The 18,944-nt window shown below is 62.0% G+C and carries 20 protein-coding genes and 1 pseudogene; 17 read left to right on the top strand and 4 right to left on the bottom strand.

The genetic code is table 11. The features are described 5' to 3' along the window. The first annotated feature begins 61 nt into the window (after positions 1 to 61). The 6 genes from CUU80_RS06635 (at position 62) to CUU80_RS06610 (ending at position 5,209) form a co-directional block, all read left to right on the top strand. Complete coding sequence (locus tag CUU80_RS06635) at positions 62 to 760, top strand: response regulator transcription factor (RefSeq protein ID WP_033494361.1); 699 nt, start codon at positions 62 to 64, stop codon at positions 758 to 760. Next, positions 739 to 2,067: a hypothetical protein gene (locus CUU80_RS06630; RefSeq protein WP_100496528.1), complete on the top strand. Its 1,329-nt coding sequence runs from the start codon at positions 739 to 741 to the stop codon at positions 2,065 to 2,067. The genes CUU80_RS06635 and CUU80_RS06630 overlap by 22 nt, the downstream gene beginning before the upstream one ends. A 119-nt stretch (positions 2,068 to 2,186) precedes the next feature. Further along, positions 2,187 to 3,095: an EamA family transporter gene (locus tag CUU80_RS06625; protein ID WP_243388678.1), complete on the top strand. Its 909-nt coding sequence runs from the start codon at positions 2,187 to 2,189 to the stop codon at positions 3,093 to 3,095. Positions 3,096 to 3,258: 163 nt separating this feature from the next. Further along, complete coding sequence (locus CUU80_RS06620) at positions 3,259 to 3,744, top strand: hypothetical protein (protein WP_100496527.1); 486 nt, start codon at positions 3,259 to 3,261, stop codon at positions 3,742 to 3,744. Positions 3,745 to 4,113: 369 nt separating this feature from the next. Continuing rightward, positions 4,114 to 4,335, top strand: coding sequence for an SdpI family protein (locus tag CUU80_RS11105; protein ID WP_100496526.1), 222 nt, complete (start codon positions 4,114 to 4,116; stop codon positions 4,333 to 4,335). Positions 4,336 to 4,606: 271 nt separating this feature from the next. Further along, positions 4,607 to 5,209 (top strand): DsbA family protein, encoded by a 603-nt coding sequence (locus CUU80_RS06610; protein ID WP_133119399.1) that lies wholly within the window; start codon positions 4,607 to 4,609, stop codon positions 5,207 to 5,209. Between the two features lie 270 nt (positions 5,210 to 5,479). On the opposite strand, the gene CUU80_RS06605 is transcribed toward CUU80_RS06610, so the two are convergent. After that, a complete protein-coding gene (locus CUU80_RS06605) occupies positions 5,480 to 6,880 on the bottom strand; it encodes a DUF2142 domain-containing protein (RefSeq protein ID WP_100496524.1) in 1,401 nt (466 codons plus the stop codon). Positions 6,881 to 6,885: 5 nt separating this feature from the next. Between CUU80_RS06605 and CUU80_RS06600 the strand changes: the two are divergent. Beyond that, positions 6,886 to 7,179: pseudogene (locus CUU80_RS06600) on the top strand (GNAT family N-acetyltransferase); the annotation flags it as partial. An 89-nt stretch (positions 7,180 to 7,268) separates the two neighbouring features. Here the strand turns inward: CUU80_RS06600 and CUU80_RS06595 are convergent. After that, positions 7,269 to 7,775 (bottom strand): hypothetical protein, encoded by a 507-nt coding sequence (locus CUU80_RS06595; protein ID WP_033494368.1) that lies wholly within the window; start codon positions 7,773 to 7,775, stop codon positions 7,269 to 7,271. A gap of 256 nt (positions 7,776 to 8,031) precedes the next feature. Here CUU80_RS06595 and CUU80_RS06590 point away from each other — a divergent pair, with 256 nt between their 5' ends. The 6 genes from CUU80_RS06590 to CUU80_RS06565 are packed head-to-tail and all read left to right on the top strand — an operon-like array spanning position 8,032 to position 13,229. Further along, entirely contained in the window at positions 8,032 to 8,427 is a 396-nt protein-coding gene (locus tag CUU80_RS06590) for a MobC family plasmid mobilization relaxosome protein (protein ID WP_051923829.1), read from the top strand. Continuing rightward, a complete protein-coding gene (locus CUU80_RS06585) occupies positions 8,409 to 9,851 on the top strand; it encodes a relaxase/mobilization nuclease domain-containing protein (protein WP_051923828.1) in 1,443 nt (480 codons plus the stop codon). The genes CUU80_RS06590 and CUU80_RS06585 overlap by 19 nt, the downstream gene beginning before the upstream one ends. Before the next feature lie 30 nt (positions 9,852 to 9,881). Beyond that, complete coding sequence (locus CUU80_RS06580) at positions 9,882 to 10,799, top strand: DUF3801 domain-containing protein (RefSeq protein WP_033494369.1); 918 nt, start codon at positions 9,882 to 9,884, stop codon at positions 10,797 to 10,799. 11 nt (positions 10,800 to 10,810) lie between these two features. Then, the gene (locus tag CUU80_RS06575) at positions 10,811 to 11,134 is read left to right on the top strand and encodes a hypothetical protein (RefSeq protein WP_133119398.1); all 324 of its coding nucleotides are present in this window, start codon (positions 10,811 to 10,813) and stop codon (positions 11,132 to 11,134) included. Further along, positions 11,131 to 11,550, top strand: a complete 420-nt coding sequence (locus CUU80_RS06570; RefSeq protein ID WP_033494371.1) for a hypothetical protein — start codon at positions 11,131 to 11,133, stop codon at positions 11,548 to 11,550. The genes CUU80_RS06575 and CUU80_RS06570 overlap by 4 nt, the downstream gene beginning before the upstream one ends. Further along, on the top strand, positions 11,547 to 13,229 hold the full coding sequence (locus CUU80_RS06565; RefSeq protein ID WP_033494372.1) for a VirD4-like conjugal transfer protein, CD1115 family: 1,683 nt from the start codon (positions 11,547 to 11,549) through the stop codon (positions 13,227 to 13,229). Before CUU80_RS06570 ends, CUU80_RS06565 begins: the two co-directional genes overlap by 4 nt. An 86-nt stretch (positions 13,230 to 13,315) precedes the next feature. Here CUU80_RS06565 and CUU80_RS06560 read toward each other — a convergent pair whose 3' ends face one another. Further along, positions 13,316 to 14,599, bottom strand: coding sequence for a sensor histidine kinase (locus CUU80_RS06560; protein WP_033494373.1), 1,284 nt, complete (start codon positions 14,597 to 14,599; stop codon positions 13,316 to 13,318). Beyond that, positions 14,596 to 15,252 (bottom strand): response regulator transcription factor, encoded by a 657-nt coding sequence (locus tag CUU80_RS06555; RefSeq protein ID WP_033494374.1) that lies wholly within the window; start codon positions 15,250 to 15,252, stop codon positions 14,596 to 14,598. Before CUU80_RS06555 ends, CUU80_RS06560 begins: the two co-directional genes overlap by 4 nt. A gap of 173 nt (positions 15,253 to 15,425) precedes the next feature. On the opposite strand from CUU80_RS06555, the gene CUU80_RS06550 reads away from it, so the two are divergent. From CUU80_RS06550 to CUU80_RS06535, 4 genes are read left to right on the top strand one after another with little or no spacing between them, the layout of a single operon-like run. After that, positions 15,426 to 16,067: a hypothetical protein gene (locus CUU80_RS06550; RefSeq protein WP_243388677.1), complete on the top strand. Its 642-nt coding sequence runs from the start codon at positions 15,426 to 15,428 to the stop codon at positions 16,065 to 16,067. Positions 16,068 to 16,074: 7 nt separating this feature from the next. Next, positions 16,075 to 17,181 (top strand): peptidoglycan-binding domain-containing protein, encoded by a 1,107-nt coding sequence (locus CUU80_RS10985; protein ID WP_243388676.1) that lies wholly within the window; start codon positions 16,075 to 16,077, stop codon positions 17,179 to 17,181. Then, positions 17,171 to 17,773 (top strand): ATP-binding cassette domain-containing protein, encoded by a 603-nt coding sequence (locus tag CUU80_RS06540; RefSeq protein WP_100496523.1) that lies wholly within the window; start codon positions 17,171 to 17,173, stop codon positions 17,771 to 17,773. The genes CUU80_RS10985 and CUU80_RS06540 overlap by 11 nt, the downstream gene beginning before the upstream one ends. Then, positions 17,737 to 18,867 carry a hypothetical protein gene (locus CUU80_RS06535; protein WP_243388675.1) on the top strand — a complete coding sequence of 377 codons (1,131 nt, stop codon included), beginning with the start codon at positions 17,737 to 17,739 and terminating at the stop codon, positions 18,865 to 18,867. Before CUU80_RS06540 ends, CUU80_RS06535 begins: the two co-directional genes overlap by 37 nt. The last annotated feature ends 77 nt before the right edge of the window (positions 18,868 to 18,944 follow it).

Raw genomic sequence — 18,944 nt, 5'->3', positions numbered from 1 at the left:
GACGATGTGTATCGCCGTCGATATGATGTCCGTTAACCAGTCTGTTCCGAGGTGATGGCATATGTACGACCGAGAGCGATTCAGCCTTGCGATAGTGGACAACGACCAGTTGACGCTGAAGATGCTGATGCTGTTGATTCGGAAATCGTTGCCTAAAGCGGACGTGAAATGGGCATGCCGCCGAGGTCATGATGCGGTCGCCCGTTGCCTGTCGGCCGATTCCCGACCGGACGTGCTGCTAGTGGACATGTCGTTGGAGGGGTTGAGCGGCGTCGAGGTGTGCCGGCAGGTGCGCACGGCGACGGCCGATATCGTTCTGATTGGAGTCACGTCGTTTTCGCTGGAGCATTATGCAGCCGACGCACTGGCCGCGGGCGCGCAATGCGTGATGGACAAGGCACAGGTATCGGACATCTGCGATGCGGCGGTCGCACTGGTCAACGGGCGGACGCCACAGACCCAGTACGTGTCCGATTCGACTGCCAAACAGTCGCATGTGTTGCTTGCGGCGTGCAACACAACCGACGTTACCGATGGTCTTCCAACGCGACCGGCGACTGCTGAGACTGTCGCCTCTCTAACGGATCGCGAGCGTGAGGTCATGCGCTTGTGTGCGCAGGGTCGGAGTTCGCGTGAGATCGGCGAGTTGCTTGGCGTTGGCGAGTCGTCGGTGAAGACGTATGTGATGCGTGCGGCGAAAAAGCTCGGTGCGCGGAATCGGACGCAGGCGGTGGCTGAATGGCTGATGTTGCAGAATTAGTTCGCCGCGCGGGCGCTCGTATCCGTGCCGCCGGCGTGGGGCCGGTCATGTGGTGCGTCGTGCTGTTGTCCGCCGGGCTGACGGTGTTGGAGATGTTCGAGTATCCCGCGCAGCTCGTGGCCACCACGGTGCTCACGGTCGTGCATATCCTGTGTCTGCTGGTGTTGCCGTTCTATCCGTTGCCGATGAGTGTGGCGGTCGCGGTCACGTATGTGGCGTGCGCGTTCCTGCCGGATATGAGCGGTGCGAGCCTGTTCTATGGGATGTGGGTTGCGTTGGCGGCGGTCGGCCGGTACGGCAGGTCGCGCTGGTGGTGGCTGATGCCGCCGTTGATCGCCGCGGTGCGGTGGATGGTCGCGGCCCGCGCCGGCATCCCGTTCGGCGATTACGCGACGCTGCTGCTGTCGTTCTTCGTCGTGTACATGTTCGGCCGTGCGATGTCGTGGAGGGCGACGGCCATACAGGCGGAACGGGACCGGCTGCGCTACGAGCGGGAACGTGAACGGGTGGATGCCATGCGCCGCGACGCGCGAGCGGCGAGCCGGATCCACGACGCGGTGACGAGCGATCTCGCGTACATGGCCATGCGCCTGGACTACGAACGGTCACGTTCGACGGATGATGATGAACAACATGCTGCGTTGCTCGATGACCTGTACCGGCGTACGATTGACACGCTCGGCGAGGTGCGCACGGTCATCAACATGCTCGACGGGAACGATGATGACATTGATACCGGAAAGGGACATGATTCCATCGGAAAAGGCAGCAGCGGCGTCTCTCCGCGAAGCAACATTGACGACGGTGACGCTGAACGTACCGGCGACGACGATACCGAAATCGGAAGCTCGGCCGCGACGTCTTCGTCTTGCATCACGTTCCCCGATCGTGTCCGTGACGTATTGGGACACGGCGACCGGTATCTCGCACAGCTCGGCTTCACCGGCGACTCCACGATGATCGACAACCTGCCCGAACACAAGCTGACGGATACGGACGACGTCACTCGCGAACGTGAGTCTGCCGTGATCGACCTTCTGCGTGAGCTGTACACCAACATCGCCGTGCACGGCGACCCATCCGGCGAATACCGTGTAGTCGTGCGCCGCAACCGTGACGGTCTGTCCGTCGATCAGGTCAACGACATCGCCGAACACTCCCTCCTGCCGGACAAACCCCACTCCGGCAAAGGACTGGCATTGCACCGCACGCGGTTTACATCCCTCGGCGGCTCGATCAGCACATCCGCCGAAGACGGCACCTGGATACTGCACGCGACCCTGCCGTACGTTCTGTCGTCGGAGTGATCCTGCTGCCCCGATATCCATGTCATCCATGGTTGACGCCAGATATTATGCTTTCCCGACGATCATTACCATTGACGGCGTATGGGCTGTGCGGGATGGTCGTATTGGGGGAATCGCGATTGGAAAAGCATTGCATACTGCATTCTAAGCGTGGCCGCGTGGCGGCCGCGGCCGGCATGGTGATGGTCGGTTCGTTGGGCATTCAGATCTCGTCGTCCCTGTCGGCGTCGTTGTTCGATGCGTTGGGGCCGATTCCGGTCAGTTCGATGCGCATGCTCGTCGCCGCGACCGTCATGCTCGCGCTCATCCGTCCGAAACTGACCGGCCGGCCGAAAGACGAATGGCTGGGCATCGTGGTCTACGGGCTGGCGATGGCGGCGATGAACATCTGCCTGTACTCGGCCATCGACCGCATCCCGATGGGCGTGGCCGTCACCCTGGAATTCCTCGGCCCATGCGTGGTCGCCCTAGCCGGATCTCGTCACTGGCGCGAGGGACTGTGCGCGGTGGTCGCGCTGGTGGGTGTGGGATTGATCTCATTCACGCCGGGAGGCTACTTCAACCCGACCGGCTACTTGTTCGCAGTGGGCTCGGCCTTCTGCTTCGGCCTGTACACGTTGTTCGCGGACAAGGTCGGCAAGGCGGGCACCGGACTGGACGGGCTTGCCCTGTCGGTCACGGTGGCCGCGCTCGTCATGCTGCCGGTATCGGTTAGCCATGCCACGCATGCGACGCCCTCCCAATGGGGCGTCATCGCAGCGTCGGCAGTGCTGGGCGTGGCGATTCCCTACACGATGGACACGCTGTCCGGGCGCATCACGTCGGCGCGTGTGGTCGGCACTCTGTTTTCCACCGACCCGGCCATGAGCGTGATCATCGCCGCTGTGATCCTGCGGCAGACCATCACGCTCACGGCTGTGTTCGGCGTCATCGTCGTCTCCCTCGCCGGAGCCCTGCTCGTATGGGCATCCGGCGGTAGAGATACGAACGGGGAATCACACGAAGTATCTTCTAAGGAACAGCAGTGAAAGATTTGCCGTCAAAGACGGTTTGGGATCCAATGAGCTGCGAATCTATTCACTTCGTGTCGTCTTTGGACGACACGATTCCTGTCTGACTGGCCTGATTCCTCTTTTTCGGCCATCATGGATGGTATGGGTAAGATGCCGGGCCTCGAAGAGGAGAATGACCATGATCGGTGACACTGTGCAAGACCCCATCAAGAGGCATACGGGCGCGGGCGAGGGGCGATGGCGTCTGTTCGCGGCGGCCGGAACCTGCGCGCTGTATGCCATCGTATTGGCCGCATGCGGTCTTATCCGGTACGGATGGACTGTGAAGTGGTTCTGGAGTTCCGGATCAATGGCGATCGTGTTTCTCCTGCTGGGCGCCGGCTCGCTTGCCGCGGGAGGATTCGCATATCGCGGCAAAGTGGCCGAACGGCTGGAGCCGGATGCCCATGACCGGTTACTCGCCGATAGATCCGAAGCCACTGCCGCGAAGATAACATTCCTCATCTGCATCAACCTGTGCGTCAACATGTTCACCATCGCCTTGGTGTTCGGCATTACATGGCTGACATATCTGGCGTTGGGCTTGGCCTTGGCCTGCATGCTGTATGTGGTGATTTCAATCGTCGTCAAAACCCATTACCGAAATATACAGGAGAAGCCATGAACCAGCAGAAGGACTCAACCGGAACGAATCCTGCGACGGATGACCATACAAAGTCCTCATCCAACCGTTTCGCGGATTGGCTGAGGGGATGGGGACCCGTCTTCCTTGGAGTGGGCGCGGGCGCATTGCTGGGTATCGTCGCGTACGTTCAACACTGGATTAGCTGACGATATCGTCAACTGATCTCCTATGAGGAGCAAAGCACGTGCCATGTCCGCCTTCGCCCAGACAAGCGTCTCCAAGAATACAGCCGTCGCCCTGAGCTGCTCACAACCCGATGCCGCGCAGCTGGTGAGCCAAACAAACGATGCCAACGCCCGTTGCCCAGCTATCTCTGAAATGGTGTAGTGCCAGAAAGGATTCCAGACCATGCTCCTTTGCCTGATTGGTTTATTCCTGCCGATAGCCCGGTGGTGTTTCTCCCTGTATGGGTTCGCGAAGAACGATCGATTGGAGAGGAATTACCAGATGGGTATCAAGACCCGTTGGACCATCGCCTCGAACAAGACGTGGGAGTACGTACACCGCAAGTATGCGTTCGTGTTCCTCGGCAGTGGCGTATTGGTCTCTCTGATGCCGGCAGACTGCTGATCGGCATGATCGCGACCCGTGACGTCAATACCATGAGCATGATCTGGTGGTGGATACTCCTCGGCCTTGCCGTCCTCCTCGTCGCTTGGCTCGTCATCTGCGGAATCATCGCGAATCTCGACGCTAGGAAACACTACCTGGAATCGCAGTCATAGGAGCAGGACTCTGATGCCGACGCGAAGCTGCTTGTTTTTGTGATGAGTAACCCCAACAAGCAGTGATTACCGCCGTCTCGTGTCGTCTTTGGTTGACGAATACTTCTCCGATTGGCGTGATCGTCGCGATCATCGCCGTTCTGCTGGTCGTGTGCGGTGTTGCGTTGTATCGCAGCATGTCGGTCAATCGCTCCGCGACGGAGGACGCCCCACAATCGGAACAGGCCGCACATGACGCCCTGCGCAGGGTCAAGGTCAAGCCGTCGCTCGCGGACGACCAGGGCGGCATCCTGATCTCCAAGAACGGGTACGGCAGCAGGATCGACGACGTGCCGACCGTCGGCATGTATCTGGAACCGTTGTGCCCGGGTTGCGCGCTGGTGAGCCGTACGCTCGATCCGACGATCAAGAGCATGCTGGACGCGGGGCAGATCAATCTCGACCTGCATTTCATGACGTTCCAGGACTACAAAAGCAGCGACGAGTATTCGACCCGCGCGTTCAACGCGGCCGTCACGATCGCGCAGCAGGATCCGAACCCCGACCATCTGCTCGGATATCTGATGAACATCTACGCGCAAGACTTTCAGCCCGGCGAACTCGGCGAATACCGCAGCGTGACCGACGACCGGCTCAAACAGCAGGCGCTCGACGCCGGCGTAGACAAGGCAACAGTGGACAAAGCTTTCGATGGCCAAACCGGTACCGGGCATGGCTGAAGGCGGCGGACGACTATACGATCCTTCGGCCGGAACTCTATGCGCCGGGCAAGAGCGGCTTCTCCACGCCCACCGTCACGATCAACGATCGTCGCTGGCAGATGGACGGCAGTGATCTGAAAGGCAGCTTCCTCACCGCCGTCGGTTTGGATGAGAACGAAGTCGGCGATCCGACAGCCAAGCCAAAAATCTGATTGCAACACGATTGAATCGCAGCTGATGAAGCCGATTCATACCGATACCGGCGACCCCTCGAACGATGGCAACCAATTACCGTGCGAGGTTCTCTCTGATCGCGTGTAATGCGTCAGCACACTGCATGGCCAGCGGCGGCACCAGCGGCAGGAAGTATCGGCTGTTGATGCCGACGACGCCGGCCTGCCCGGTCAGCGTGAACTGCGTCCATATCGCTACATACACCAGCGTCACGCATCCCATGATCGTCGTCCACGACATCAGCCAGAACAGCAGACGTTGCCGATCACGTCTCCATACGATGACGGTCAACATCAAGGCCGCAAGCGCGAGCATCCAGAACAGGAATAGCAGTGGCGGCTCCCACCATGACCAGCCCTGCAAACGGACGATACTGTAGAACATCCGCGGCAGGAACCTGTGCGGGGCAGCCAGCAGTTCCCGTTGCCGTCGCAGCACCTCGTTGTACGGAACACGAGACGGGTTCGTAGCGAACCCGGTCCCAAACTTTAACCATGTCAGCAACAACATAACCGACAACACGCACCCGGCGACGAGGATAAGCCGTGAACGCATGGGCATGCGGCGATGAGTGATTATCGGCATCAAAGCCATGAGCAGGCACGGTGCATATGCGAACTTCGACAACGCCAATATCCCGGTCAGGCCGATCAGCAGCACGCAGTCGCCGGCTTCGAGCCGGTCGGCTTGCAGGCAGCGGATCAGCATGCAGGTCAACGGCAGAGACAGTGCGACCACTGTCGAGTCGGGAGAGAACATGAACGAATCAGGCAACGCCAAACACACAGCCAACAACCCGGCCAACATCCGAAACCAACGCGACGAAGGAATCCCGGCCAGCACACGCAAACCGATCCACACGGCCATGAGATAGACGGCCAACTGAAATACTTCGGCGAGATAGAACTGCCATGTCACATTCAGATGCAGCAGCCGTCCGACAACGAAGGCGGACAGCTGAGGCAGGTACGCGATCGGCGGGTACACGGCGGTGTTATCAAACGGCACCTCGCTGCGATGCCCATCATTAACGGTGATGGACGCAGCATCAACCAAGCCGGATACATAATGACGGTCATTGGCCAGCGAGAACGCGATTACGTCATCATTGACCCAGCCGCCTGTGTTGTGCGCCGCGTTGGGATGATAGTCGGACATCGCCCGTACCGGGCGGGCGATTACGTCGCCGTTGAGCATCGCGTCCACCCGGTACACGTGCGCCCACACGTCCGGCGTCGACCCCGGAGGCACGGTCACGATGCCCAGCACTCCGCACAACAGCACCAGCACAAGAACGATGACCGGCGTTCGACCTTGACACGACCGGTTAACGTGATCATTCGGATACGGATTCATGACAAACCACCACAGGATTCCGCGACCGGCACCATGCCGGACGGATTCCATGATGACCATATGCTGGCGATTCACGCCAATCGAAGCGGAATCCGTCATCTTTAGACGACAGCGTGATCGGGTTCGCGGAACTGTTGCGCACTCCACGCCCGCCGATCAACCGTCCCGAAGCGGTGGAACTGGCCTCATTGTCCGTGCTGGCCGACCGGCATCGGCACGGCGTCGGGCGCATGCTGGTCGAGGCCGGCAAACAATCCATCGGCAACGACCGACTCGCGCTGTGGATTGCCGGGTTCAACGACAACGCGCAGGGCTTCTACCGGCACATCGAATTCCACGAGACCGGCCGCACCCAGACCGAGGACATGGGACCGGAACTCGAAATGATTAACTACTGACAAGTTCTGGTGGAACTGTAAGAGTCATCAAGCATAGAGCTATGAGCGAATGGCACATATCTCTAGCATCTTTGATGCAGATGGCCGCATCAATACATGAAGGATCTATCTTCGGAAGGCTCATAACGTCTGCTCGAATCTCCAGCATTGGAGTGATCAATAAGACGATCAAGGATTCCTGAATTTGGCGGCTGCTCATAGTCGGCGATATGGTCTGTCGATGCAACTGACTCCGTAACAATAACGGCAACAGACTCGGGCTGTGATTCCGGTTCAATCGGGATCACAGCCGTCTCGGATGTTTGTGGCCTAGCGTCATCTACCGTCGCACCGGCATCGGTCAATGGTTCAAACAATGCGCTGAGTTGCCGCTGTGTGAGCCCGAACTGCTCGCCGATCCCACGGCGCGATACCCCGTAGTCGCGGGTGTAGTCCTGGACTAACGGTCGTGCGGTGTCCAATGCTCTGGTGAAATCGGTGAGCGCGTCGTACAGCGCCGCGGTGCGATTCTCCCGTTCCTTGAGCTGTGCCTTGTATTCTTCAAGTGATTTGCGTACCCAGTCGGCGCGTTCCTTGCGACGGTTTCCGACGGCCATTCTCGCCTCCTTTGGCTGTGTGCTCGATGTCGCAGCGTGATTATCCTTGCGTGACCATCAGCGCTGTGATGATGCGGTTCAATCGCCGGTATCGGCGTTAGGAATCGAGGTTAGTCATGGCATGTTCAGGTGGTGGTCCCGGATTGTTTTTTGAGTCAGGTCAGGGAATAGCAAGCATTGCAACCGTACGTACGGTTGCGCGGATTCCCTGTCGGTCATCCGCCGCGGGACACCCGCGACCCGATAGGCGATGGCCATGAGCTGGCAAGACTCGCACCCCAATCGCTGCCGTCGCAAGACGGTCACGTTCACTCCCGACGAGTGGGCCGAGGCGAACCGTTTCTACCAGCGGGTGAAACGATCACGCGGCGGAGTCCTGTCGTTCTCGGCCCATGCCCGTGCGCTGCTGATCGACGCGCATACGGTCGTGGTCACGGTCGCGCTGGACCCCGGCATGGTTCGCGCGGACATGGCGCGTATAGGCAACAACATCAACCAGATCGCCCATGTGGCGAACGCGACAGGGCTGATCACGAGCGGCGATATGACGCGCGTGCTGGACAGCCAGCGCGAACTGACGGCGTTGCTGCTGCGCATGTGCCGGGAGCGTGACGAAGCGGTGGAGGCGGCGCGATGGCGGTCGTCAACATGAGTCAGATCACCGTCACTCTGCACAAGGCGATCGCCTATATCGCCAATCCCGATAAGACCGAGCATGGCGCTTTGGTCTCGGCGAACTTCAGCGACGATGCAACGAACCCCGCGGAGTTGGCGCGGCGCATGATGGACACGGTCGAACAGTCGGTCGGCGGGAATCGAGCCAACGGCGTGATTGCGCATCATGTGATCCAATCGTTCAGTCCAGAGGACAGTCGACGCATGACCGCGCGGGAACTGCACGAATTGGGTGTGCGGTTCGCCGATGCGTTCACCGGCGGCGAATACCGGTACGTGATCGCCACGCACGTCGATCGCGGACACACGCATAACCACATCATCATCTGTGCAACCAGTGACGTGACATTCCATAAGATGCGCACCAAACCGGGAGCGACGATACGCAGACTGCGCGAGATCAGCGACCGGCTGTGCCGGGAAACCGGACTGAACGTGCTGCCCGAACTGAAACCGGCGCGAGAGCGACGCCGTCATGGCGTGAGCTTCGCGGAACTGTATGCGTCGGCGAAAGGCGACGCGATCAAGGATCGTATTCGCGCCGCGATCGACACGGCCGCAGGCGCCTCCACCGATTTCGATTCGTTCGCACGCGAGTTGAACAGCGCCGGCGTGACGGTCGTCGTGCGCGGCCGGCACTTGACGTTCACGGACATGGCGAGCGGGCTGCGTGTACGCGACGTGAAACTGGGACGCGCCTACGACGAGCCGAACGTTATGGCCCGCATCGGCCGGCATACGGTTATGCCGATCAGCTTCAACCGTCGGATGATCGCCGAACAAACCGACAACGCGGTACGCGTATGGCTGCCCGGCACGAGACGACGACTGCTGATTACGATTCCGTTGACGCGGATCGTGCGCGACGGGGACACGTATCGCGCGTACCTGCCGGCGGCATCGCAGCAGGTCGTCACGGGCCGGCGAGGCCGTTACGTCAAGCAGATGCGTGCGGAAGACCTGTACGGGTACTTCTCCCGTCCGCCCATGCTGCTGGAGCCAGTCGTACGCGAGCGGATGCCGGTCACGGTCGGCAAATCGGATGCGCAGCGCCGCTGGTACGCGATGCAGGCACGTCGACTCGATGAACTGCACCAGCTGGCAAATGAGCTGAATACGGCCAGTCGTCTCGTCGCCGATGGCACCACAGTGGACGATGCGATCGCCGGAACGATGCGGCGCATCGAGGCCGAGCGGGAAGCGTTTCAGGCGGAGTTGGTCGCGGTCTGCGACACGGCCGAAACGGACGGCGACGAACCGCCGTCGGACAAGGCGGTTGTTGAACTGCGGGAGCGTGAACGCAGACTCGACGAGTTGGCTCGCGAACTGGACACGTTGCGTCGCGTGCGCGCTCAGGCCCAGCATGTCAAACAGCGGCGGCATATCCGCCAACCCGAATAGACGACGGTTCATACACGGAAAGGATCAACGATGATCGAGGAACGATTGGAAGACACCGGCAGACAGATTATTATGGGCGTCGGTCGCGCCGGCGGCGGTCTCGCGCTGTGGGTCGGCGAGAAGACCGCCGGCTGGTTTCTGCGATTGGGCGGGCGCGGCTTGTCGGCAATGCGCGGCGTGATCCGGCGAGGCCGCGATACCGGGCGGATGAGCGAGAAACGATTGCAACGCCTGACCGGCGGCGATATTCATGCGATCGAGTTGGAGCGGCATCAGGTGCGTGCAGTGGTACGCAGTCTACGTCGCGCGGGCGTGCGGTATTCGGTGGAGCGTGATAGTCAGTCAACGTGGATTCATTTCGAGGGGCGTGATCTCGATCATGTGACGCACGCGGTACGACGTGCACTGCAGGATGTCGGCTATGAGCTGCGGATCGACGGCCGGAGGCCGGTCGAACAACTCGGGAGCAAGGATACGCAGGTGCAGCCGGCAACGGACCCAGGCCGGGATGAACCGCGGGAGCCTACACCGGTGAAACCCGAACAATCATCACCAACGCTTTCCGATGCCGCTCAGTCAGGATCGCGTGTCCCGACCGCAACGGCCGAGCGGCGCGACGAAGCATCCCCGGCAGTCGTGGCGGAACAATCCGCACAGCCGATATCGGACGATGAGCAGCCGCCGCAAACCCCGGTCGTATCATCACCGGCTGCACATGGCGAGACTACGACCACCGCCGATGAGGCCAATCGCCGGACCATGCCAGAACATGCTCCATCGGAACCGCGTGCACCGGTTTCGCCGAAGCCGACGGTGCGATGTGGGGAACGGAAAGTCAGCCGGCGTGACACGCTCGCGGAACTCCGTGCACGGATCGAACGCAAGCTCACCGGCAAGCCGGTGCAACCGGTCGCGACGCGGAAACCTAACCGTTCTCAGAGCAGATAGGGGTTTTCAGGATGGGAACGAAACGATACATGATCGTACGCGGCGAACTCCTCGCCGACCCGGTGTTCACGATCTCCGCCACGGGCAGCGAACTGGTGCAGCTGAGGGTCGGCGTGCGCATGCCGAGCGGTTTGGCCGAGCCAGTAATCATACAAGGCGGCTCCGTAATGCCCTCGTACTGTAAGGCGCAACAACTGGAACAAGGCGACCTGATCGTGGCAAGCGGCTGGACCGACGCCGGCAACACATCCCACGACATCGTCCACACTGAAGTTCGGGTGAACGCGGACATGATCGCCGCTTCCACGTCAATGAACTGGAAGGAACCGTCATGATCGAGCGGAACATGTCAATGACGCTCACACGGCTTGACCGACTGATGTGCGGGGAGCACGAGGCATCCAGCATTGAATGGCACGGAACGAACATGCTCGTCATCGATTGTGTGGATAACTCTGTGGATAACTCTGTGGATAACCTTTGTGGGGTGGCATCTGCGTCAGGCGAAACAATGACGGAAAATACGGGCGCCGGCTCATCGAACGGCGGCCGTCGGATCTCAGTCACACCACTCGCCGCCGAACTGCTGCCGAATGCGACGGAGTCTCAGGCCACGTCCCAACCGAACCAGGATGCTGCATCACTTACCCGTGAGATGGTGCTGGAATCACTAAGGCGTCGCACCAATGAACGGTTACAACGCAAACAGTCGGAGCAGCGTGCGCGACTAATGGAAGGCGCGGTGCGATGAAGCGTTTCCCCGTAATCTGTCTGACGATATTGTCCGCCTGCCTGCTGCTCTACCTCGGCAATCGCGTGTGCCTGCAAGTGCGCGGCGACATGACGGCCGGCCTGTCCATCAGCGAAATCATCGACCGGATGTTCATCGGGATAACGGAACGCCCGCTGTTTCTGTCCCTGCACCAGGTCGATCTTCTTGCCGGACTGGGCGCGGTCGCCGCCGTCGGATTGGCATGGCTGTATCGGTGGTCGATGCGACGTGATCTCCGCGAGGGTGAGGAGCACGGCTCGGCCAAGTGGGGCACGCCGGCCGACATCAAACCGTTCAGGCAAGGCGGCCGGCGAGATCTGCTGATGACCGCAACGGAATCACTGGGCATTGATGGGCGGGTGACGAAACGCAACCTGAACGTGCTGGCGATCGGCTCGTCCGGTTCCGGCAAGACCCGACGGTATGTGCTGCCGAACCTGCGGCAGGCGAACATGTCGTATGCGATCACCGATCCCAAAGGCGAAATACAGAATGAGGTCGGCGAGCTGCTGCGCGGCAAAGGATACGCGATCCATTGTCTGAATCTCATCGATCTTGAACGTTCCGACCGGTTCAATCCGATGCGCTACCTCAACCCGGCCGACCCAGAAGCCGGCATCCTGCGTCTGACGGAAAACATCATCACGAACACGGCCGGAAACAACCGGCAGCCCGGCAACGGCGACGGGTTCTGGGAACGCGCCGAACGCAACCTGTTGAACGCGCTCATCGCATGGGTGCGGTTCTCCGAGGACGAGCCGGATCTGAACCGGGTCACGGACATGCTCGACCGGATGGAAGCCAGCGAAGCGGACGAAACCATGCAATCCGATGTGGATCTCATGTTCGACGCGGCGCGTGAACTCGTCGCCGAATACCATGCAAACCCCGGCCGGCATGACGCCGAATCACGGCAGACGCTGGAAGGCCTGGACTTCGCCGCACGCCAGTACCGCAAATTCCAGCAGGGAGCCGGCGAGACGAAGAAGTCAATCATCATCTCCCTGGGCGTCAGACTCGCCCCATTGCAGGTCGGTAGCGTGCGACGCATCCTGTCCGGCGACGACATGCGGCTGGATGAGATCGCTTTGCGACCGACCGCCGTGTTCCTCGCCCTGCCGGATACGGAGAACACGTTCTCGTTCCTCGCGGCGATCCTCTACCAATGCCTGTTCGAGTCCAACGTGTATCAGGCCGATCATGCGAACATCTCCGACTGTTCGGCGCGGCGATTGCCGGTGCACTGCTTCCTCGACGAGTTTGCGAACGTCGGTCGTATCCCGAACTTCCAGCGGCTCATCGCCACCATCCGCAGCCGGAACATCTCCTGCTCGGTCATCATCCAGAACTACGCGCAGGGCAAGGCCATGTACCGCGATGATTGGGAGACCATCGTCGGCAACTGCGACTCGATGCTCTTCCTTGGCGGTACTGAAACCAGCACGCTCGAATGGGTGTCCAAACGATTGGGCTCCCAGACCATCGACGTCATGGACGACAGTGAAAGCAAGGGCGTCAACGGCTCGTACAGCGTGAGCTGGCGGCGCACCAAGCGCGAGCTCATGCAGCCCGACGAGCTCGGCCTGCTGCCCACCGACGAGTGCATCTACATCCTGCGCGGCGTCCGCCCGTTCCGCAGCCGCAAGATACCGATGTAATGCGCCCTCGTCGCAACATGGCAAGCGGCCACGTCAGCAGTGTTTCTTTGATTCTTTGTTTCTTTACATACATAAATACAGAAAAACTACTGGCCGGCACACTCTATCGGCAGTCGTACGGTGACGGTCAAGCCTCCGTGCGGGTTGGCGTGCAGGTTCATGGTGCCGTGGTGGAGTCGGACGATTTCGTCGCAGATGGATAGGCCGAGCCCGTGGTTGGGTGTGCCGTGTCGGTTGCTGATTCTGCTGTCCGGTCCGCGGTTGAATGTGGCGAGCAGTTCCGTCGGGTCGATCTGGGTGAGGTCTTTGCCGGTGTTGGCGATGGTGAGCGTCGCGTAGTCGTTGCCGTTGCCGTCGTCATGGTTGGTTGCGGTGGTGATGCCGATGCTGCCGCCGGGTATGTTGTGTTGCGCGGCGTTGAGGATGAGGTTCGTGGCCAGTTGGTTGATGAGCATGCGGTCCGCCGATAGTGTTGCGGGCATGAGCGATGTCGTTACCGTCAGTGGGGCAAGGGCGTCATGCTCCTTGCCGAGAACATCCAAGACGATGTCGGCGAGATCGATGCTGGTGAGGTCCGTGTGGTCGAGGTGTTGGATGCGGGCGAGTTCGAGCAGTCGGAGCACGAGCGCCGTTCCGCTGCGGTTGGCATCGAGCGCCTTTTGCACGAATGGGCGGGTCGCGTCGTCGAACAGTCCCGCGTCGAGTGGTATTTCGAGGGCGGCCGAGGTGGCGGCGAGCGGGTTCTTCAGTTCGTGGGATGCGTTGGCGATGAACTGTTGCTCCCGTTCGATGGCATCGTTCAGATCGTGGAGCATGGCGTTATAGGCGTGGACTATGGTCGTGGCCTCGTCGTTGCGTTCCGGGATGCTGACGGCGTGGCGTGCGGATAGTGGCCCGTCCGCGTTCGTGATCTGCTTGGCCACCGTGTTGATGCGCTTCTGGCTGTTGGTGGCTATGGTCCAGGTGAGGATGGCCGCCAGCACGCCGAACGTGAGGATCGGCGCGATGGTCGTGGCGAGCATGAGATCACGCGTCCGGTTGTCGCCCGCCGTCGCCTTGAGCGACAGTCCGTCTCCCCTGTCCTGGTTGACGTGAATGGACGTGTAGCCGGAATCGTCGCCGTCGGGATCGTGCGATGACGGCTGGCGGAGCGACTCGTCCGCGGTGTCGGAGTCCATGCTCGTGTCGATGCCGCCGACCGTTATGGTGGACAGCTGCCGGTCCACGATGAGGAATGTGCCGGTGGTGACGGCGGCCGTCAGCAGCAGGAACGCGATGATGATCGTGGCGGTCAGACGGCTTCGCGTCGACCATTGCGAGGGGCGGAGAATGCGCGGCCGCGGCTTGCGTGTGGTGTGCTGCCGGCTCATGGTATGCGGTATCCCTGTCCGGGTACGGTCTCGATGAGGTTCGGGTCGCCGATCTTGGACCGTAGCGTGTACACGGTGCTTTTGACGATGCTTTTCGCATGCGCGTGGTCGTCCTGCCAGACCTCGTCGTACAGCCGGTCGACGCCGACCACCGCGCCGTGCGCCTCCACCAGCATGCGCAGCACGGCGAGCTCGCGTTGGCCGAATCGCAGTGGTTCGCCGTTCATGCTGATGTCGCCGGTGTGGAAATCGGCCCGGAAGCCGCCCCGCACGAACGGTCCCGTATCGGCCAGACCGAGTCGGCGTTGGACGGCTTCGACGCGGGCGAGCAGTTCCGCGTACGCGAACGGCTTGGTCAGGTAGTCGTCCGCGCCCAGTCCCAGGCCTTGCACGATGTCGTTGGTGCGGGAAGCGGCGGTGAGCATGAGGATGTGGACGGGGTCATGTCGCGCCCGCAGCCGCCGGCAGATCTCGTCGCCGTGCACGCCGGGCAGGTCACGGTCGAGGATCAGCAGATCCCACCGGCTGTCGTCCAGTTCGTCGATCGCGTCACGTCCGTCGTAGATGACCGTCGTGTCGAAGCCCTTCATGCGCAAGCCCATGCCGACCACGTCGGCGAGGTTCACGTTGTCTTCGACGACCAGCACGCGCATCGACGTCTCCTTTCCGGTTGGTTGGTTGCGGCACATCATATCGGCCGTGGCGAACGAGGTCGGAAATCGGTCAAAAACGGTCGGAACCGGGTCGGAACCGCCAAATCCCATCGAACCGGCTTCTACGGTGTGTTCCCGTCAAGTCAATGTTCAAACGAAAGGAGCACATCATCATGCTGTCGAAGCGGATGCTGCGCGTGGTTGCGGCTGCCGACGTGTTGTCGGTGGTGTTGGGTTTGGGGGCGTGTTCGATGCCGGGTTCCGGGAATGCCGGCGCGTCGGACGGGGCTTCCTCCTCGTCTTCGTCGTCTTCCGGATCGTCGTCGTATGAGGCGGAGTTGAAGCAGGCGTTGCAGTCGGCGTCGAGCGATTTCGAGCGCGGGGTGTTGGAGCGCGCGGTCAAGGCGGGCAGGATCAGCGAGTCGGATTACCGGGAGGCGAACGAGAAGTACCAGGAGTGCATGGCCGCCAAGGGCGATGACGTGGAGTTCGACACGGACCAGTCCACCGGGTTGATGCAGGAGCACATGAACACGGACGACAACTATGATTCGGCCAAGGCGAACGAGGACAGCATGGCGTGCGCGAAGGGCACGAACCTGCAGATCCGCGACCTGTACGAGCGTATGGTGCAGAACCCGTCGAACGCGGACGAGATCGAACTGGTCGTGGGCTGCCTCAAGCGGCGCAAGCTGGTGCCGGACTCGTTCACGAAGCAGGATTACCTGACCGAGATGGGCAAGCCCGAGGGGTCGTCGAAGCTGGACACGTCGTCGGACGCGTTCTCCCAGTGCCTGGCGAACCCGAGCAAGTAGAGAGGGGATGATGCTCGTGTTTCGATCCGGAAAGAATAGTAGTGCCCGCACACGTCGTCGGGTGAACGGCGTGGGGTTCGTGGCGGCGTGCATGGTCGCGTGTCTGGCGGCCGGCATGGGATTGGCCGTGGGGTTGGAGCGGATGGCGACGCCGCCGTCCCTGTCGGCTTCCCCGGATGCGGGGAGTCTCGCGTTGGGGTCTGAGGATTTCGACGACGCGCGTTCCCTGAACGTGGACGTGACGGCGTCGCCGGCCGGCGGGGTCGCGTTCCCGGTGTCGGGCAGGGTCACGTTCGCGTCGTGTCCCGCGGACGGCGTGGTGCGTTCGGGCTCGCACGAGTACGACGTGGACGGCACTCCTCTGGTGAGCCTGCACACGGACACGCCCTTGTATCGTGATCTGGCGTACGGGGACAAGGGCGACGACGTGACGGCGTTGCAAAACGAGCTGGCCGTGCTCGGCTACGGGGGCTCCCGGTCGGGCGTGTTCGACTGGGCCACGTGGGACGCGTGGCGTCGCCTGTACGCGGCGAACGCCGGCACGGCCGCGGCGACGGTCAAAGTCCAGCAGGGCGCGTTCTCCCGCGCGTTGGCGGTGTGGCTGCCCGCGCAGGCGATGAGCGTGTCGTGCGCGGCGTCGCTGGGTTCGACCGTGACCGGCGATTCGACGGATTCGCCCGCGTTCCGCAGCCTGGCCGGGGTCGCGTCGGTCAAGGCCGCGTCCCTGCCGGACGGCCGCATCCAGGGCGATCGCGTGGTCGAGATCAACGGCAAGGACTATCCCATCGGCGACGACGGCATCGTGTCGGATACGGCCGCGTTGCAGGCGATGGCCGGATGGTCCACGTACACGGGCGCGCGCAAGGACGGCGAGGACACTACAAGCGTGACCGTGACCTACAAGCTCAAAAAGCCGATCGGCGTGTACTCGGTGCCCGCGTCCGCACTCACCGGGCTCAAGGGCAGCGACGGGTGCGTGGTGGCGACCGACGGCACGAGCGTCAAGGCGCACGTGGCCGGCAGCTCGTTGGGACGCACGCTGGTCACGATCGACGGCAAGGCGCCCGCGCGCATCAAGGCCGATCCGGGACAGGCGGCGTGCGATGCGCGTTGACCTCGACCACGTCGGCCACCGGTACGCCGACGGCCCGATCCTGTTCCACGATCTGACCGCGAGCCTCGTGCCCGGGCACGTGTACGCGTTGACCGGGCCGAGCGGCGCGGGCAAGTCCACGCTGCTCGGCATCATCGCCGGCTGGACCACGCCCGCCGAAGGCCAAGTGACCCGACAGGGCATCGACTCGATGCGCTGGATCTTCCAGAACCCGCACGGCGTGGCCCAACGCACCGCAATCGACCACGTCAGCCTGCCCCTGCTCGCCCAAGGACTCCCGCGCCGCGACGCCGAGGAACAGGCGCGCACGCTCATGGACCGGTTCAACCTGACCCGGGTCGCCGACCGCCGGTTCGCGGAACTGTCCGGCGGCGAGGCCCAGCGCCTCATGCTCGCCCGCGCGTTCGCCGCCCAACCCTCGCTCATGCTCGTGGACGAACCCACCGCCCAGCTCGACATGCACACCGCGGCCAAGGTCAGCGAATCACTCTCCCGCATCGCCCGCAACGACACGATCGTCGTGGTCTCCACCCACGACCCGAACACGCGCGACGCATGCACCGACATCATCGATCTGAAGAACTACCAATGAACCACACCACGATGAAAGCAACCTCCGTCATCTCCGAGGCATGGCGCTCCATCACCAGCGGCGCCGCCCGCCTCGCCCCGGCCGTCCTCGCCCTGGCCCTGACCGCCGCCGGCATGGGCGTCATGGACATCGCCGCCGGCTCGGCCATCCTCGACCAGGCAAACGCATACCGGCAATCCGGGGCCAACATCCTCGTGCTCAACGCGCCCGACGGCATCGACGCGGCATCCTGCGAACGCCTCACCAGCCTCACGGGCGTCCAGGCCGCCGGAGCGATCCGCGCGACCGACCCGCTCACCCTCGCGGCCCTGCCCGACACCACCACGCCCCTCTACCAGATCACCCCCGGACTGGCCAAACTCCTCGACACGAAACAGGACGCGAACACGACCGGGCTGATCGCCTCCCAGCAAGTCGCCGACACGCTCGGCACCACCACCGGCGGCACGATCGGCCTCGCGGACGGACGCACCGCACACGTCAAGGGCGTCTACCAATACCCCGACGACGGACGCACCCCCGGATACGCGTACGCGCTCATGGAGGAAACACCCGCCACCGGCACGTTCGACGCCTGCTGGGCCAAGACCTGGCCGCAAACCAGCCAGACCCGCAACGCCCTCTGGTCCACCCTCACCCCGAACGCGAAAACCACCGGCGACGACGCGCCCACCCTCGGCCAGCTCAACACCACCAAAGGCGACGGCTTCGACGGACAAACCCTCTACCGGCAACGCTCCACACGCATCCTGCCCGCCTGCGGCGCGCTCATCGCCCTCATTATCGGATACCTGCTCATACGCGGCCGCCGGCTCGAAATCGCCTCCGCACTGCACTGCGGCGTTCCCAAACCCGCACTCGCCACGCAAATCATCATCGAAACCGGCATCACCATCCTGCTCGCCACCGCCATCAGCCTGCCCATCGACATGACCGCCGCCAGACTCCTCATCGACGCCACCGACCGAACCGCCATCACCCTCAACGCCATACAAACCACCATCACCACCAACACCGCCTACCTACTCGCCACCACCATCACCACCCTCCACATCAAAGAACGACACCTTTTCACCTACTTCAAAGAACGCTGACAGGTTAGGTTCCAGTGTCTCCCCAGTGAATTCGTCCCGCCACGCCGATTTTTGGATTGTCTGGCGGAGGTGTGTAT

The sequence above is a fragment of the Bifidobacterium scaligerum genome (assembly GCF_002802865.1).
In the GTDB taxonomy this organism is placed as follows: domain Bacteria; phylum Actinomycetota; class Actinomycetes; order Actinomycetales; family Bifidobacteriaceae; genus Bifidobacterium; species Bifidobacterium scaligerum.
The sequence above is the reverse complement of the archived record's forward strand: the minus strand, read 5'-3'. Positions and strand labels throughout refer to the sequence as shown.

What these genes read in the sequence shown, in the direction of transcription:
- CUU80_RS11105 (WP_100496526.1), top strand. Translation starts at nt 4,114, where the DNA reads ATGCTCCTTTGCCTGATTGGTTTATTCCTGCCGATAGCCCGGTGGTGT.
- CUU80_RS06550 (WP_243388677.1), top strand. Translation starts at nt 15,426, where the DNA reads ATGCTGTCGAAGCGGATGCTGCGCGTGGTTGCGGCTGCCGACGTGTTG.
- CUU80_RS10985 (WP_243388676.1), top strand. Translation starts at nt 16,075, where the DNA reads ATGATGCTCGTGTTTCGATCCGGAAAGAATAGTAGTGCCCGCACACGT.
- CUU80_RS06565 (WP_033494372.1), top strand. Translation starts at nt 11,547, where the DNA reads ATGAAGCGTTTCCCCGTAATCTGTCTGACGATATTGTCCGCCTGCCTG.
- CUU80_RS06620 (WP_100496527.1), top strand. Translation starts at nt 3,259, where the DNA reads ATGATCGGTGACACTGTGCAAGACCCCATCAAGAGGCATACGGGCGCG.
- CUU80_RS06605 (WP_100496524.1), bottom strand. Translation starts at nt 6,880, where the DNA reads ATGACGGATTCCGCTTCGATTGGCGTGAATCGCCAGCATATGGTCATC.
- CUU80_RS06555 (WP_033494374.1), bottom strand. Translation starts at nt 15,252, where the DNA reads ATGCGCGTGCTGGTCGTCGAAGACAACGTGAACCTCGCCGACGTGGTC.
- CUU80_RS06570 (WP_033494371.1), top strand. Translation starts at nt 11,131, where the DNA reads ATGATCGAGCGGAACATGTCAATGACGCTCACACGGCTTGACCGACTG.
- CUU80_RS06575 (WP_133119398.1), top strand. Translation starts at nt 10,811, where the DNA reads ATGGGAACGAAACGATACATGATCGTACGCGGCGAACTCCTCGCCGAC.
- CUU80_RS06540 (WP_100496523.1), top strand. Translation starts at nt 17,171, where the DNA reads ATGCGCGTTGACCTCGACCACGTCGGCCACCGGTACGCCGACGGCCCG.
- CUU80_RS06560 (WP_033494373.1), bottom strand. Translation starts at nt 14,599, where the DNA reads ATGAGCCGGCAGCACACCACACGCAAGCCGCGGCCGCGCATTCTCCGC.
- CUU80_RS06585 (WP_051923828.1), top strand. Translation starts at nt 8,409, where the DNA reads ATGGCGGTCGTCAACATGAGTCAGATCACCGTCACTCTGCACAAGGCG.
- CUU80_RS06590 (WP_051923829.1), top strand. Translation starts at nt 8,032, where the DNA reads ATGAGCTGGCAAGACTCGCACCCCAATCGCTGCCGTCGCAAGACGGTC.
- CUU80_RS06595 (WP_033494368.1), bottom strand. Translation starts at nt 7,775, where the DNA reads ATGGCCGTCGGAAACCGTCGCAAGGAACGCGCCGACTGGGTACGCAAA.
- CUU80_RS06535 (WP_243388675.1), top strand. Translation starts at nt 17,737, where the DNA reads ATGCACCGACATCATCGATCTGAAGAACTACCAATGAACCACACCACG.
- CUU80_RS06580 (WP_033494369.1), top strand. Translation starts at nt 9,882, where the DNA reads ATGATCGAGGAACGATTGGAAGACACCGGCAGACAGATTATTATGGGC.
- CUU80_RS06635 (WP_033494361.1), top strand. Translation starts at nt 62, where the DNA reads ATGTACGACCGAGAGCGATTCAGCCTTGCGATAGTGGACAACGACCAG.
- CUU80_RS06630 (WP_100496528.1), top strand. Translation starts at nt 739, where the DNA reads ATGGCTGATGTTGCAGAATTAGTTCGCCGCGCGGGCGCTCGTATCCGT.